This window comes from Pseudonocardia sp. D17, from assembly GCF_036984265.1.
Classification (GTDB): Bacteria; Actinomycetota; Actinomycetes; order Mycobacteriales; family Pseudonocardiaceae; genus Pseudonocardia; species Pseudonocardia benzenivorans.
The window spans coordinates 24,687-39,067 of record NZ_BPRG01000198.1 but is presented as its reverse complement, the minus strand read 5'-3'; the positions used below and the strand labels follow the sequence as shown (position 1 = coordinate 39,067).

Sequence of the window (14,381 nt, the reverse complement as noted above, 5' to 3'; positions counted from 1 at the left end):
GGCCACCGAGTCGCCGGTCCGAGGAGCCTCCGATGCGGCGGTTGCCACCCATCGCGGAGCCGATCACGGGTGCGCGGGGATGACCACCGACCCGCCACCCCGGACCGACACCGGCCCGGCCGAGCCGTCGCCCGACGGCGGCAGCGCGCCCGCCGACCTTCCGCCCCGGACCGGCACCGCCCCGGCCGGGTCGCCGTCCGACGGCGGCAGTGCCCCCATCGCCCCGCCGGCGGCCGACGCGCCGACCGCCGATCCCGGACACAGCGGAACCCGGCGGCGGGTCGACGCCGTCACCGCTCGCTACACCCGGACCCGGGCACGCCTCGACGCCAGCGCCGCCGGGCACCTGCAGCGGCGGATCGTCGAGGTCGACCTGGCCAACCAGGCCCTGATCCTCGCGGCGCTCGCCTTCATGCTGCTCGTCCCGGCGCTGGTCAGCCTGCAGGCGGTGATCCCGCTCGGGGCCACCGGGGGCGGGCTCACCGACGTCGCACGCCGGCTCGGGCTCACCGACCAGGCGACCAGCGACCTGCAGACGCTGTTCCCCGGCCGGGAGGCCGTCCGGGGCGCGACGACGCTCTTCGGTGCGATCCTCACCCTGGTGTCGGCGTTCTCCTGGCCCGCGGCCCTGCAACGCGGTTACGAGCTGGCGTGGGGCCTGCCGTCGGCGGGATGGCGCGCGCTGTGGCGACCGCTGCTGTGGCTGGGGACGTTCGCGGTGTTCGGGAGCTTGTGGGGACTGTCCGGTCCGCTCGTCACCGGTTGGGTCCGGGCCATCGTCCCGATCATCATCGGGCTCCCGATCGCCATCGGGTGGGCCTGGTGGACGCAGCACCTGCTGCTCGGCGGCCGGATCGGGTGGCGACCCCTGCTGCCCGGCGCGATCGCCATCGGCATCGGCCTGCTGGGGCTGCGGATCGCGGCGTCGCTGTACCTGTCCAGGTCGATCGTCAGCCACCATCGCGAGTACGGCCCGTTGGGGATCGTGTTCGTCCTGCTGTCGTGGCTGGTCGCCTTCGGGGTGGTGATGCTCGGCGGCGCGCTGCTCGGGGTGTTCCTGCGCGAGCACCGGCAGCGCCGCGCACTCGCCGCGAGTTCGAGCCCTGCCGGTGACGACGCCGACCCGACACCGCCTCAGCCCCAGCAGCCCCAGCAGCCCCAGCCCTGACCGCCCGCCGCGTCCCAAGCACCCGACGCCGCGCGGCGGCGCGGCATCCGGGTCCGGTCCGTGGTGACCGTCGCTCGCCGTCGACGGCCGGACCACGGGGAGGACGCGGCGCGTGCGAGACCGCCGTCCTCGACGGGATCCCGGACCATCGCTCGGTGCTCACCGTCGCAGAGCAGGCCGCCGACGACACGATGATGATCTGCGTGTCCCGCTCCTGCTCCGCCCGCCTGGTGCTCGATCTCTGATCCCGCGGGCGGCGGGACCGGCGCGCACGGTGGACCGCATTGTCCGGATCCGGGAGGCTGCAGACGTCACCGACGGAAAGGACCCCGCTCATGGCCTCCGGCTCCCGCACCACCTGGACCGTCATCGACCGCGCCCACGACGCGCTGCGCGTTGCCGTCGCCGCCGTCGGCGAGGACGACTGGCAGCTGCCCACACCGTGCTCGGAGTGGACGGTCACCCAGGTCCTGCAGCACGCCGCGGGCGACCAGCTCGGGTTCGCGGCCGCGATCACCGGCGAGCCGGGCCCGACCGAGAACCCGTTCGCCCCCTCCGGCCACATCGACGGCTCCCCCGTCGAGCTCGCCGAGTCCACGATGGCCGCGGCCGCTCGGGCCTGGGACCGGATCGACCCCGCGGCCGAGACCGCCCCCGTTCCGGTCCCCCCGCACGCACTCCCCCCGGCCGTCGGCGCCGGCGCGTGCGCGCTCGACGCCGCGGTCCACGCGTGGGACATCGCCGTCGCCGTCGGCGCTCCGTCGCCACTGGACGCCGAGCAGGCGGCCCGGCTGCACGAGACGGCGCTGCTGATAGTCGAGCCGTTGCGCCAGTACGGCGCGTACGCGGCGGCGCTCGACCCGCAGCCCGCCGACGACGCCGTCGCGGCGCTGCTGCGCTACCTGGGTCGCGACCCCGGGTGGTCCCGCTGACGTGCCCCGGGGGACCGGGAGTGCGCGGCACGGACGTCGCCGCCGACGCTGGTCCTCCGGGGCCTCGCCGGTACCGGACCGGTCAGCTCGACCCGGTGCGGTATTCGGTGGCGATGTACTCGGCCTGCCGGATCGCGAGCGCCACGATCGTGAGGGTCGGGTTCGCCGCCGCGCCGGTGGTGAACACGCTGCCGTCGGAGACGAACAGGTTCGGCACGTCGTGCGCACGCCCGAACCGGTCGACGACCCCGTCCCCGGGGCGCCGGCTCATCCGGCAGGTGCCCAGGTTGTGGGTCGAGGGGTAGGGCGGCGTCTCGACGACCCGCGTCGCCCCGACCGCGTTGTAGACGGCCGCGCCCTGCCGCTGGGCGTGGCTGCGCATCGCGACGTCGTTCGCGTGGTCGTCGAAGTGCACGTTGGCCACGGGCAGCCCGTGCGCGTCGACGGTGCCCCCGGACAGCGTGACGCGGTTGGTCTCCTGCGGCATGTCCTCGCCGACGATCCACATGCCGGCGGTGTTGAGGTAGCCGTCGACGATCTCGGTCAGCGACGGGCCCCAGCCGCCCGGCGCGACGAACTTCGCGAAGAACGCCGGGCCGAGCGCGATCGTCTCCATGTAGTAGCCGCCGACGAAGCCCCGGTCGGTGTCGAGGCGCGACTCGTCGGCGATCACGCCCGCCATCGTCTCGCCGCGGTACATCCGGACGGGTTTGTCGAACTGGCCCCAGACCGTGGCGGTCGTGTGGCGCATGTAGTTCCGACCGACCTGACCGGACGAGTTCGCCAACCCGTCGGGGAACCGGGCCGAGGCCGAGAGCAGCAACAGCCGTGCGGACTCGATCGAGTTGCCCGCCACGCACACCACCGCGGCCCGCTGACGCCGGAGACTGCCGTCGCGGTCGACGTAGAGCACGCCGGTCGCCCGGCCGGTCGAGTCGTGCAGGATCTGGGCGACGTGACTCTCCGGGCGCAGGTCCAGCAACCCGGTGGCCTCGGCCTTGGGCAGTTCGGCGACCAGGGTCGACCACTTCGACCCGTGCTTGTCGCCCTGGAAGTTGAACCCGTCCTGGACCGTCGCGGGCCGACCGTCGTAGGGCTCGGCGTTGGTGGCGTAGGGACCGGTGGCGTAGTCGCGGTAGCCCACTTTCTCCGCACCGTTGGCGAAGACCTTGTAGTTGTTGTTGGCCGGCAACGGCGGACGCCCGTGCCGGTGCGAGACACCCATCTTGATCTCGGCCCGGTCGTAGTAGGGCTCGAGCTCGGAGAGCGTGATCGGCCAGTCGAGCAGGTTCGCCCCGTCGAGGTCGCCGTAGGTCGAGCGGGCGGTGAGCTCGTGCGCCTTGAACCGCGGGCAGGCACCCGCCCAGTGCGTCGACGTGCCACCGACGGCCTTGACGATCCAGGCCGGCAGGGTCGGGAAGTCGCGGGCGATGCCCCAGCTCCCGGTCGCGGTCCGCGGGTCGGTCCAGGCCATCTGGTCGAAGGCCTTCCACTCGTCGTTGTGGTAGTCCGCCCCCGTCAGGTGCGGACCGGCCTCGAGAACGACGGTCTTGAACCCGCGCCGGCACAGTTCGTTCGCGAGGGTGCCGCCACCGGCTCCGGAGCCGACGACCACCACCACATCGGAGTCGTCGTGGTCGAATCGCGTCATGCCGGGGCCTCCTGGCTCTCGATGCGGGGGTCGGGCAGCCAGTCCAGGTCGTCGAACCCGCGGTCGACGTAGCCGCCCTTGTCGTACGAGGCACCCTCGTAGCCGAGGACGTCCCACACCTCGTGGTCGTCGTAGAGGGCCACGATCGCCACGTCCAGGACCGCGGTGAGGAACGGGGTCCCGGTGAGCTCCCTCAGCACGACCCCGGCGGTCTCGCCGTCGAGCTGCGAGAACGCGACGTCGCGCTGCTCGTCGAGATCGCTCAGCCCCTGCAGCAGCAGCGCGTGCAGGCGCGGGTCGGCGGCAGCCGCGTCGGCGACCGCGCCTGCCGTGCGCTCGTAGGGACCGAGCGGGAACGTGCGGTGCGGGAACGCTGCCCGCAGCAGGTCGACCAGCGTTCGGCGCTGGCCGTCGGACATCAGGGTTCTCACGGTGTTGTTCCTTCCATGTGTCGACGACCCCGGCGCGGACGGTCCGAGCAGGGTCGTGATCGGGCGGGTCGTGATCGGGCGGGCCGGGGGAAGCGGGCAGGCGAGGACTGCGCGACGGCCGGCGTCGCGCGGGTCGGGACCGCAGCGTCGTACGGGCGCCTACCGGGCGGACCCCTCGCGCGTGTCCCGGAGGCCGTAGACCTCGATCCGGCGGTACAGGGTCGCTCTGCTGATCCCGAGCCGGACGGCCGCCTCGGTCATCGTGATGCCCGGCTCGGCCAGGCAGCGCAGGATCTCGTCGCGCTCGACGGTCTCGATCCGCGAGAGGACCCGCCGCGGGGCACCGCTGACGAGCTCCGCCGGCAGGTGCTCGACGTCGACCATGTCGCTGCGGGCCGCGGCGATGTCGACCACGCTGCGGAGCTGCTCGACGTTGCCGGGCCAGTCGTAGGCCGTGAGGCTGCGCCGGGCCGCCGCGGTGAACCCGACCTCGCGATGCCGCCGCCGCGCGGCGAACGCACTGGCCAACGGCAGGATGTCCGCGCGACGCCGCCGCAGCGGAGGCAGCTCGACGTAGGTGTCGACGAGCGGGCGCAGGGGCTCGGGCACCGTGCTCGCGTCGCGCGCGGTGAACGCGACGGCGGGCCGAGGCCCGTCGGGACCGGCGTCCGGGGCCGACGCCACCCCGTGGAGATGCCCGCTCAGCTTCGTCGCGGCGAGGGAGGACAGCTCGTCGACCTCGCTCACGACGATGCTCGTCGCCTCCTTGCCCAGCTCAGGGCCCCAGAGGTCCAGCCACGCCGCGGTGTCCCGCGGGGCGGGCGGGCGCGCCACCAGCACCCGGCCACGCGGATGGGTCCGCGCCAGCGCCTCCGTCAGCAACGACCGCCTGCCGACACCGTCCTCGCCGACGACGGCGACCACCCGACCCGCCGAGAGGGCCGCCTCGACCTCCGCCACGGCCGTGCGCCAGCCGGCCGAGAGCGCCACGGCCGACGTCCCCGGTGGACGCAGGAACACCCGGAACACCTGGCCGTGCGGGGCCGGTCGCGGCGACCGCCCACGATGGCGTGCCAGCATCAGGGCCGTCGTGCTGCTGGCAGCACTCTGCGCGAGTGCCAGCAGCAGGTTGTCCGACTGCTGCGCCCACGTCGTCAGGTTGACGGTGCCCGCCAGCTCGCCGGTGACCGGATCCAGCACGGGTGCGGCCGCGCACGTGTAGCCCCAGAGCTCGGCACAGAAGTGCTGGTCGGCACGCACGAGTGCGGGTGCGCGGTCCGCCAGCGCGAGACCCAGGCCGGTCGTGCCGGCCTCGCGCTCGCCGTAGTCGAAACCCGGTGCCAGGTAGACCGAGTCCAGCGCCGACAGCAGTGACCGCTCGCGGCACAACCGGGTGAGCACGACCCCGTCCGGATCGGTCAGCATCAGGCTGATCGGCTCGTTCGCCAGCGTCTCCTGCAGACCGCCGATGACGTCCAGTCCGGAGCGGAAGAACAACGACTCCTCGTCCACCGATCCGCTGAACGCCGGCGCGACCTCGTCGAGTGACGCGCCGAACTCGGTGCTGCGCCGCCACGACGCGGCGAGCCGGTCGGAGACGACGGAACCCGCGCCGACCGCGACCGGCCGTGCGATCTGCTCCCGTTCCGAGAGCGAAGCCGAACCGTCCATCCCCCGCGAACCTCCGACGCGTCGATGCGCTCATCAGCGGTTCGAACTGTGGCACACGGGGCGCGGCCGTCGCACCGGCTCGACGTCTCAGCCTGAGACAACGGCATCGCCGGTACGCGGCACCCTCCCCGACCGGTCGCGTCGGCGCATGTCGTACCTCGACGACGCGCGACCCGGGCGAGACCGTGACCGCGGGGCCGACCGCCACCCTCGCCCGCCGCCGCGATCCCCGCTAGGGTAAGCGGCCCCGTCGCAGGTGGGGGTGGCTGATGAGCCGAGCAACCGAGGACGCGCCGGCCGAGGCCGCTCCGCCCGCGGACCCGGCGGCGAGTCCGCTGCCCGAGGAGCTGCACCGGCTCTACGCCCGCCACGCCGCGGCCGCCGTCGTCGGCTTCGACGATCCCGCCGACGCGCTCGACGCCGCTGCTCGCGCGCACCTCCGCCTCGCCGCCCGCCGCGCCCCCCGGACCTCGGTCGTCGACATCCACGGGGACCTCGAGAGGGACGGCCGCGCGGAGATCGACGGGGACATCGGCGGGGACGTCCCCGGCGACATCGAGGAGGCCGCCGGCTCCTCGACCGTCGTCGACCTGGTCACCGACGAGACCCCCGCGCTGGTGCCGTCGGTGCTCGCCGGGATCGGACGGGTCGGCCGGCAGGTCCACCACGTCGTGCACGCGATGGTCGTGGTGCGTCGGGACCCCGACGGGCGGCTGCGCGCCGTCGACGCCGCCGCCGACCCGGACGACCCGCCCGCCGGCGCTCTCGTCGAGGCCTGGATACGGCTCGGGCTCGACCCGGCCGCACCCGAGGAGGGCGAGGATCTCGGCGCCGAGCTCGACGAGGTGCTCGCGGCCGTACACGACGTCGCCGCCGACGCGGCCCGCCTCGCCGACACCGTGCTGGCCGTGGCCGCGGAGCTCTCCGGGGCCACCGAGCTGTCCGGCGCGAACGCCTCGACCGAGCGCGACGACGCGGCGCGGCTGCTGCACTGGCTCGCCGACGGCCACTTCAGCTTCCTGGGCTATCGCCGGTACGAGGCCGTCGGCACGACGCTGCGGGCCGTGCCGGGTTCGGGGTTGGGCGTGTTGCGTCACAACGGAGTCCGCGACGGCATCCCCGACGTGGTCGGCGACCGGCCGCTGGTCGTGCTCACCCGCGCCGACGCCCCCAGCCGGGTGCTGCGCCCGGAGTACCCCTACGACGTCGTGATCGGGATCGTCGACGAGCACGGCCACACCGTCGGGGGGCACCGGTTCATCGGGCTGTTCACAACCGCGGCCCTGCACGAGCACGTCCTGGACACCCCGATCGTCGAGCGGCGGGTGCGCGCCGCGATCCATCGGGCGGGAGTGCCGGTCGAGTCCTGGAGCGGCCAGCAGCTGCTCGACGTGCTGTCGCGCTGCCCGCGCGAGGAGCTGTTCTGGGCGAGCGAGCAGGCCCTGCACGAGACCGCCGTCGGGGTGCTGACCCTGGCCCACGACCGGCGGCTGCTGCTGACGGTGCACGCGGAGCCCTACGGCCGCTTCCTGTCCTGCCTGGTGTATCTCCCCCATGACCGCTACTCACCGCAGGCGCGCTCGGCGATGCAGCGGGTGCTGCTGCGCGAGCTCGACGGCTGGCGTGTCGACCACAGCGTCACCGTCGGGGAGACGGGGCCGGTGCAGGTGCACTTCACCGTCCACGTGGGCGCGGCCGCGCCCCCACCGGATCGGGAGCGGCTGCGCGCCCAGCTCGCCGCGGCCATCCTGACCTGGGACGACTGGGTCATCGACGCGGCGGGCAGGGACGCCGAGCAGATCGCGGAGTACCTGCCGGGGCTGCCGCAGGCCTACCGCGACGACGTCGACCCGGTGCGCGCGGTCGCAGATCTGCGACGCGTGCGCGACCTTGGCGTCGATCCGCACCTGGAGCTGGCCGGTGAGCCCGACGACCTGCACTTCCGGCTCGTCGTGGCCGGCGCCCCGGTGTCGCTGTCGGCGGTGCTGCCGGTCCTGCAGAGTCTCGGCGTCGACGTCCTCGACGAGCGCTCCTACGAGATCGTCCGGCCCGACGGGGTCGGCTGCCGGCTCTACGACTTCGGGCTCTCGGCCGACGCCGCGACCCGGCTCCCGTTGTCGGGCCGCGGCGGGCAGGACGCCCGCGACCGGTTCTGCGCGGCGTTCCACGCGGCCTGGTCGGGGGCCGCGGAGACCGACCGGTTCAACGCCCTGGTCCTGCACGCCGGCCTCGGCTGGCGCGAGGTCGCGGTGCTGCGCGCCTACGCGCGCTACGCGTCCCAGCTCGGCGGCCCGTTCGGGCGACGATACGTCGCCGACATCCTGCTCGCGCACCCCGACGCGGCACGGGCGCTGGTCGCACTGTTCCGGGCCCGCTTCGATCCGGCGCCGCCGGCGGCCACCCTGGAGCGGCGGTGCTCCGAGGCGCTCGCCACCGCGCGGGCCCTGATCGACGACGTCACCAGCCTGGACGCCGACCGGATACTGCGGGGACACCTGTCGATGATCATGGCGACGTTGCGGACGAACTGGTTCCGGGATCGGCCGTACTTCTCCTTCAAGATCGATCCGGGTGCGGTGCCGGACATGCCGTCCCCGCGGCCACGGTTCGAGATCTTCGTGTACTCGCCGCGGATGGAGGGGGTGCATCTGCGGTTCGGGCCGGTCGCTCGGGGCGGGTTGCGCTGGTCGGACCGTCCGCAGGACTACCGGACCGAGATCCTGGGACTGGTCAAGGCACAGATGGTCAAGAACGCGGTGATCGTGCCGGTGGGGGCCAAGGGCGGATTCGTGGTGGCCGCGGCGGCGCCGGACCCGGCCGAGGTGGAGGCCTGCTACCGGATCTTCATCGCGGCGCTGCTGGACGTGACCGACAACCTTGTCGACGGGGCGACGGTCGCGCCGCCGGGGGTGGTGCGCCACGACGGGGACGACTCCTACCTGGTGGTGGCCGCGGACAAGGGCACGGCGCGGTTCTCCGACGTGGCCAACGAGGTCGCCGCCGAGTACGGCTTCTGGCTCGGCGACGCGTTCGCCTCGGGTGGCTCGGTGGGCTACGACCACAAGGCGATGGGCATCACCGCGCGCGGCGCGTGGGAGTCGGTGAAACGCCACTTCCGCGAGCTGGGGGTGGACACCCAGTCGCAGGACTTCACCGTGGTCGGGATCGGGGACATGTCCGGGGACGTGTTCGGCAACGGGATGCTGCTGTCCCCGCACATCCGGTTGGTGGCCGCGTTCGATCATCGGCACGTGTTCGTCGACCCGGACCCGGATCCCGCGGCGGGGTGGGCCGAGCGGGCCCGGTTGTTCGCGCTGGCGCGGTCGTCGTGGGACGACTACGACAGGGCCGCGCTCAGCCCGGGGGGCGGGGTGTGGCCGCGCACCGCCAAGTCGGTACCCGTCGGCCCACAGCTGCGGGCGGCCCTGGGGCTGGCCGCGGACATCGAGCGGTTGAGCCCGCCGGAGCTGGTGCGGGCGATCCTGTTGGCGCCGGTGGATCTCCTGTGGAACGGCGGGATCGGCACCTACGTCAAGGCCTCGACCGAAAGCCATGGCGAGGCCGGGGACAAGGCCAACGACGCGGTCCGCGTCGACGGTCGGGCACTACGGGTGCGGGTGATCGGGGAGGGCGGCAACCTCGGGCTGACCCAGCGGGGGCGGATCGAGTTCGCACGCGCGGGCGGGCGGATCAACACCGACGCGATCGACAACTCGGCCGGGGTGGACTGCTCCGACCACGAGGTCAACATCAAGATCCTGCTGGACCGGTTGGTGACGGCCGGGCAGCTGGACCGGGCGGGCCGCGACGCCCTGCTGGCGGAGATGACCGACGAGGTCGCCGAGCTGGTCCTCGCCGACAACATCGACCAGAACGCCGCCCTCGGTGTCGCCCGCGCCCACGCCGCCGACACCCTCCCGGTGCACGCCCGGATGATCGACGGGCTCGCCGGCCGCACCGGGCTCGACCGCGACCTCGAGGCACTCCCCCACCCCGGGGAGATCGACGAGCGGATCGCCGCCGGGCACGGACTCGCGTCACCCGAGCTCGCGGTCCTGCTCGCGCACACGAAGCTCGACATCAAGGCGGCCGTGCTGCGGACCGACCTGCCCGAGCGACCGGAGTTCGCCGACCGCCTGCCCGGCTACTTCCCTCGTCCGCTGCGCGAACGCTTTCCCGCCGCCGTCGCCGCCCATCCGCTGCGTCGCGAGATCGTCGCGACGAGGCTGGTCAACGAGCTCGTCGACCGCGCCGGGATCACGTTCGCCCACCGGCTGGGCAGGGACGCGGCGGCGGGTGCGGACGACGTCGTGTCCGCGTTCCGCGTCGCGGTCACGGTGTTCGACCTGCCGGAGCTGTGGGCGCGGGTCACCGCGCTCCCGGGGTCGGTGCCGACCGAGGCGCTCGACGCGATCGCGGTCGCGACGCGGCGGCTCGTCGACGTCACCGCGCGCTGGCTGCTCGCGTACCGTCCGCGCCCGCTCGACGTCCCCGCCGAGATCGAGCGCTTCGCCGGACCGGTGCACCGCCTGCTGCCCGATCTGGGGTCACTGCTGCGGGGTGCCGAGTCCGCCGCGATGGCGAACCGCGCCACCGCCCTCGCCGGTCAGGGCGTCCCGGCCGCGCTCGCCGACCGGGTGGCGGCCCTGCCCGCGGCCCACGGCCTGCTCGACGTCGTCGAGGTCGCCGCACCCGCCCACCAGCTGCCGATCGAGGAGATCGCACGGCTCTACTTCACGCTCTCGGAACGCTCGGCGGCGCGCGTCACGGCCGGCTGACCCGGCGCACCGGCGGGCGCGGTGCGCCCGCGCATTCCAACAGCTCGACGGTTCCCTCCCAGAGACGCCGCTCCCGGTCGCGGTCGTGCGCGACGGGATCGACGTCGACCACCCTCGACTTGACCACGAACGCGCCGTCGCGCAGCTGCGCCCACCCGTCGTCGAGCGCCACCGCGGCCAGCAGCGGCCCCGAGCGTCGCGGGGTCGACACGCCCGGTACCCGGCCCACGGCACGGCTGATCGCCCGGAACGCCGCGGGCGCCCCGCGGCCCAGCGCGGTGCCGGGCATCCAGCCCGGCTCGAACACCGACACGCCGATCCCCTCACCGGCGCGGCGTTGCAGCTCATGCGCGTAGTACAGGATCGCCAGCTTGGCGTTGGAGTAGGCGACGCCCGAGGCCGCCATGCCCGGTTCCGCGTCGGCCGGCGCAGGGCGGGCGAGCTCGAGCGGGTCGGCCCACTCGGCCGCGGGCACGTGCAGCAGCCTGCGCCAGACGTTCGCGTGGTAGGTGTTCGACCCGAGCAGCACGATCCGGGCCGGGGCGGTGAACGAGTCGAGCAGGTCACCGATGAGCTGGGCGTGGGCGAGGTGGTTCACCGCGAAGGTCAGCTCGTAGCCGTCGCGCGAGGCTCGCCGGGTGTCGCTCGACATGGTGCCCGCGTTGGCGACGAGCGCACGCAGCGGCCGGACGGTACCGGCGGCGAGCAGGTCGCGGACGGTGGTCGCAGCGGCGCGGACGTCGCCGAGGCTCGACAGGTCGCAGCCGATCTCGTGGACGCGCGCGCCCCGCGCGCGGGCCTCCTCGGCGACCGCGGTCAGGTCGTTCCCGGCGCGCCCGACCAGCAGCAGGTCGGGGCGTCGCCCGCGCGGGCGGGCGGCCATGGCGAGCACGGCGTGCCGGCCGAGGTTGCGGGTCGGGCCGGTGAGCAGGACGGTTCCAGATCCGGTCATGGCCCCAGCGTGCGCGACCGGACGGGCCGCAGGCAGTCGTCCCGTCTTCGTAGGACCGCCAGGACCAGGACAACCGTGCCGGCTCCGCGCAGACTGGAACGCGTGGAACCCTGGGAGTTCGGCCGGACCGTCCGGCGCTGGCGCGACCGCGTGGCCCCCGAGGCCGTCGGCGTCCCGGTGGGTCGCCGACGTCGGGCCAGCGGGCTGCGCCGCGAGGAGCTGGCCGCCCTCGCCGGCATCTCGGCCGACTACCTGACCCGGCTCGAGCAGGGCCGCGCCACGACACCGTCGGCGCAGGTGGTGGAGTCCCTGTCGCGGGCGCTGCGGCTGCCCGACGGCGAACGGGACCTGCTGTACCGCCTGGCCGGGCACGCCGCACCCGGCCCCGACGTCGTGCCGTCGCGGATCACCCCGAGCGTGCACCGGCTGCTCGACCGGCTCTCGCACACCCCGGTGGTCGTCTACGACGCCGGCTGGACGCTCGTGCTGGCCAACGCGCCCTACGACGCCCTGATGGGGGAGACGACCGCCTGGCGCGGTCTGGAACGCAACGCCGTGTGGCGCAACGTCGCGCGCCTGCCCACCCGGGTCGTGCACACGCCGCGGGAGCAGGCCGAGCACGAGGCCCGGCTCGTCGCCGACCTGCGTGTCACGGCCTCCCGTTACCCCGCCGACCGCAACCTGCGACGCCTGATCGCCGAGCTGTCGGCGGGCAGCCCACGCTTCGCCGAGCTCTGGGACGCCCAGGCCCCGCCGCCCCTGGCCGAACCGTCCCGGCACAAGACGATCGACCACCCGGCGGTCGGGCCGATCACCCTCGACTGCGACACGTTGGTCGTCGCGCTGGACGACCTGCGCATCACCGTCTACACCGCCGAGCCCGGCACCGAGGACGCCGAGCGCCTGGCCCTCGCCGTCGTCCTGGGCACCCAGTCCATGGCTCGCTGACGGCTGATCGACGCGCCGTGCGGGTCGCGGCCTGGGTGCGCTCCGGACAGACGTGCCGCTCAGCGCAGGCCCTCCTTCGCCCCTGGGCGCCCGTGCGGAGCGGGCGTAGCGTCCGGCCGCCGAGGCGGAAGGGGACGACGTCATGGGCAGCGAGAGACTGAGTCTGTCCGTGATACCCGGAGCCGGCTGGAGCGCCGATGACATCCGGTCGGTGGCCCGGGCGGCGGACGACGCCGGCTTCGAGGCGATCTTCACGACCGAGGTCAACAACGACGCGATTGCCACCGCCCAGCTGATGGGCTCGGCGACCGAGCGCATCAGGGTCGGCACCATACCCACGTTCCTCGGCAGCGACCTCGCAGAATGCCGGGACGCGGCGCGGCAGAATCTCGCGCTCTACACCGGGCTCCCCTTCTTCCGGCGGATGTGGCGCAGCAGTGGCTACGTCGCGGAGGTCGAGCAGATGGAAGCAGGCGACGGAGCGGCATCGCTCAGCGACGCGATGCTGGACTCGTTCTGCCTGCTCGGGCCCGTCGCGCGGTGCCGCGAACGGCTGGCCGAATACCGCTCCAGCGGGGTCGACCTGCCGATACTGGGTCCGCCGGTCGGCCCTGGCCCGGCCCGACAGGTCATCGACGCCTTCGCTGCCTGACGTCGAGGATGTGATCGAGCCCTGCCGGGGGTCGCTGCGAACCCTCGTCCTGCCGGGCCACGAGCCGACATCAATACCGAATGAAAGTATTTCCGGGGGGTAAGTCGTCTGAGAACACTCGCAGGCTCAGACGCTCGTCAGCTGGTCCTGGATGTCGAACTCGAGCTCCTGGGCGACGGCCATGTAGACGCTCTGTTCGAGCTGGTTGCCGTTCATCCTGACGGTTCCCCGAGGCCCCTCGTAGACGAGCCCCTCGGCCGCGGCGATCATCCGGTGGACGTCGAGACTGCCGGCTCGCGTCACCAGCCGGGCCAGCAGCAACATCGCCTCGTAGCACGATTCGCCGATGCTGTTGAGCGGCGGAGCGCCGGCGCCGAAGCGCTGGTAGTAGCGGGCGGCGAACTCGAGGCTCTGGGTCGTGTTCAACCCGTCGAAGTAGCCGGCCGCGGCGAACAGCCCGGTGTTGGCCGCACCGCTCCCGGCGAGCAGCATGTTCTCCTCGACGTGCGGACTGAGCCTCTCCACCGTGCCGACCAGGCCCCACTCGGCGAACTGCCGGTTGAACTCCACGCCGTCCTGCCCGACGAGCAGCATCAGCACGCTGTCGGCGCCGCACACCTCGATCTCGTGCAGGACGCGGGAGAAGTCGGTGGTGCCGAGCGGTACGTAGACCTCGCGCAGCAGCGGCGTCCCCGCCCGGCGCGCCTCGGCGCGCGCCGCGGTTCCGGTGAGTCGCGGCCAGATGTAGTCGTTGCCGACGAGCAGCCAGCGCCGCGCACCGAGCTGGCTCGTCATCCACCGCATCGCGGGCACGAGCTGCGAGGCGGGCGTCTCCCCCGCCATGAAGACCCCGGGGGTGTTCTCCCCGCCCTCGTGCAGCGGCGCGTAGACGTACGGCACCCGGTGCGCGGTCCGCCGGGCGACCTCACGGCGCACGGCGGAGATGTGCCAACCGGTGACCGCGTCGACCGCGCCCATCGTGATCAGCGCGTCCACCTGGTCGGCCACGACCTTCGGCGGTGCGGCGCCGTCGACCACGGTCAGCCGGACCTCGCGCCCCAGCAGCCCCGACCCGGCGTTGAGCTCCTCGACCGCGAGGGTCGCGCACGACTCGCAGGAGGCGCCGTAGATGCCGGCCGAACCCTGCAGGGGCATGACGAACGCGAGGTCGAGCGTGTCGCGTGCGGCACGACTCATC

General features: G+C 73.7%; 10 protein-coding genes. 5 read left to right on the top strand and 5 right to left on the bottom strand.

Annotation, left to right across the window (positions count from 1 at the left end):
* Window positions 1-79: 79 nt before the first annotated feature.
* Together PSD17_RS26330 and PSD17_RS26320 are read left to right on the top strand one after the other, a co-directional pair.
* Entirely contained in the window at window positions 80-1,168 is a 1,089-nt protein-coding gene (locus tag PSD17_RS26330) for a YhjD/YihY/BrkB family envelope integrity protein (RefSeq protein ID WP_339125011.1), read from the top strand.
* Between the two features lie 335 nt (window positions 1,169-1,503).
* The gene (locus PSD17_RS26320) at window positions 1,504-2,100 is read left to right on the top strand and encodes a TIGR03086 family metal-binding protein (protein ID WP_339125010.1); all 597 of its coding nucleotides are present in this window, start codon (window positions 1,504-1,506) and stop codon (window positions 2,098-2,100) included.
* 82 nt (window positions 2,101-2,182) lie between these two features.
* Here PSD17_RS26320 and PSD17_RS26315 read toward each other — a convergent pair whose 3' ends face one another.
* The 3 genes from PSD17_RS26315 to PSD17_RS26305 all read right to left on the bottom strand — a co-directional run bounded on the left by PSD17_RS26315 (window position 2,183) and on the right by PSD17_RS26305 (window position 5,853).
* Window positions 2,183-3,751, bottom strand: a complete 1,569-nt coding sequence (locus PSD17_RS26315) for a GMC family oxidoreductase (protein ID WP_339125009.1) — start codon at window positions 3,749-3,751, stop codon at window positions 2,183-2,185.
* On the bottom strand, window positions 3,748-4,182 hold the full coding sequence (locus PSD17_RS26310; RefSeq protein WP_013678007.1) for a hypothetical protein: 435 nt from the start codon (window positions 4,180-4,182) through the stop codon (window positions 3,748-3,750). The genes PSD17_RS26315 and PSD17_RS26310 overlap by 4 nt, the downstream gene beginning before the upstream one ends.
* A 159-nt stretch (window positions 4,183-4,341) precedes the next feature.
* Window positions 4,342-5,853, bottom strand: a complete 1,512-nt coding sequence (locus tag PSD17_RS26305) for a helix-turn-helix domain-containing protein (protein WP_199796798.1) — start codon at window positions 5,851-5,853, stop codon at window positions 4,342-4,344.
* Window positions 5,854-6,122: 269 nt separating this feature from the next.
* Between PSD17_RS26305 and PSD17_RS26300 the strand changes: the two genes are divergently transcribed.
* A complete protein-coding gene (locus tag PSD17_RS26300) occupies window positions 6,123-10,631 on the top strand; it encodes an NAD-glutamate dehydrogenase (RefSeq protein ID WP_339125008.1) in 4,509 nt (1,502 codons plus the stop codon).
* Here PSD17_RS26300 and PSD17_RS26295 read toward each other — a convergent pair.
* Complete coding sequence (locus PSD17_RS26295; RefSeq protein ID WP_339125007.1) at window positions 10,618-11,583, bottom strand: SDR family NAD(P)-dependent oxidoreductase; 966 nt, start codon at window positions 11,581-11,583, stop codon at window positions 10,618-10,620. The genes PSD17_RS26300 and PSD17_RS26295 overlap by 14 nt on opposite strands.
* 102 nt (window positions 11,584-11,685) lie before the next feature.
* On the opposite strand from PSD17_RS26295, the gene PSD17_RS26290 reads away from it, so the two are divergent.
* On the top strand, window positions 11,686-12,531 hold the full coding sequence (locus PSD17_RS26290; protein WP_041760147.1) for a helix-turn-helix transcriptional regulator: 846 nt from the start codon (window positions 11,686-11,688) through the stop codon (window positions 12,529-12,531).
* A 142-nt stretch (window positions 12,532-12,673) separates the two neighbouring features.
* Window positions 12,674-13,183, top strand: coding sequence for an LLM class flavin-dependent oxidoreductase (locus tag PSD17_RS26285; RefSeq protein WP_013678012.1), 510 nt, complete (start codon window positions 12,674-12,676; stop codon window positions 13,181-13,183).
* A 126-nt stretch (window positions 13,184-13,309) separates the two neighbouring features.
* Here the strand turns inward: PSD17_RS26285 and PSD17_RS26280 are convergent, their stop codons facing one another.
* A complete protein-coding gene (locus PSD17_RS26280) occupies window positions 13,310-14,380 on the bottom strand; it encodes a substrate-binding domain-containing protein (protein WP_013678013.1) in 1,071 nt (356 codons plus the stop codon).
* Window position 14,381: the final 1 nt, after the last annotated feature.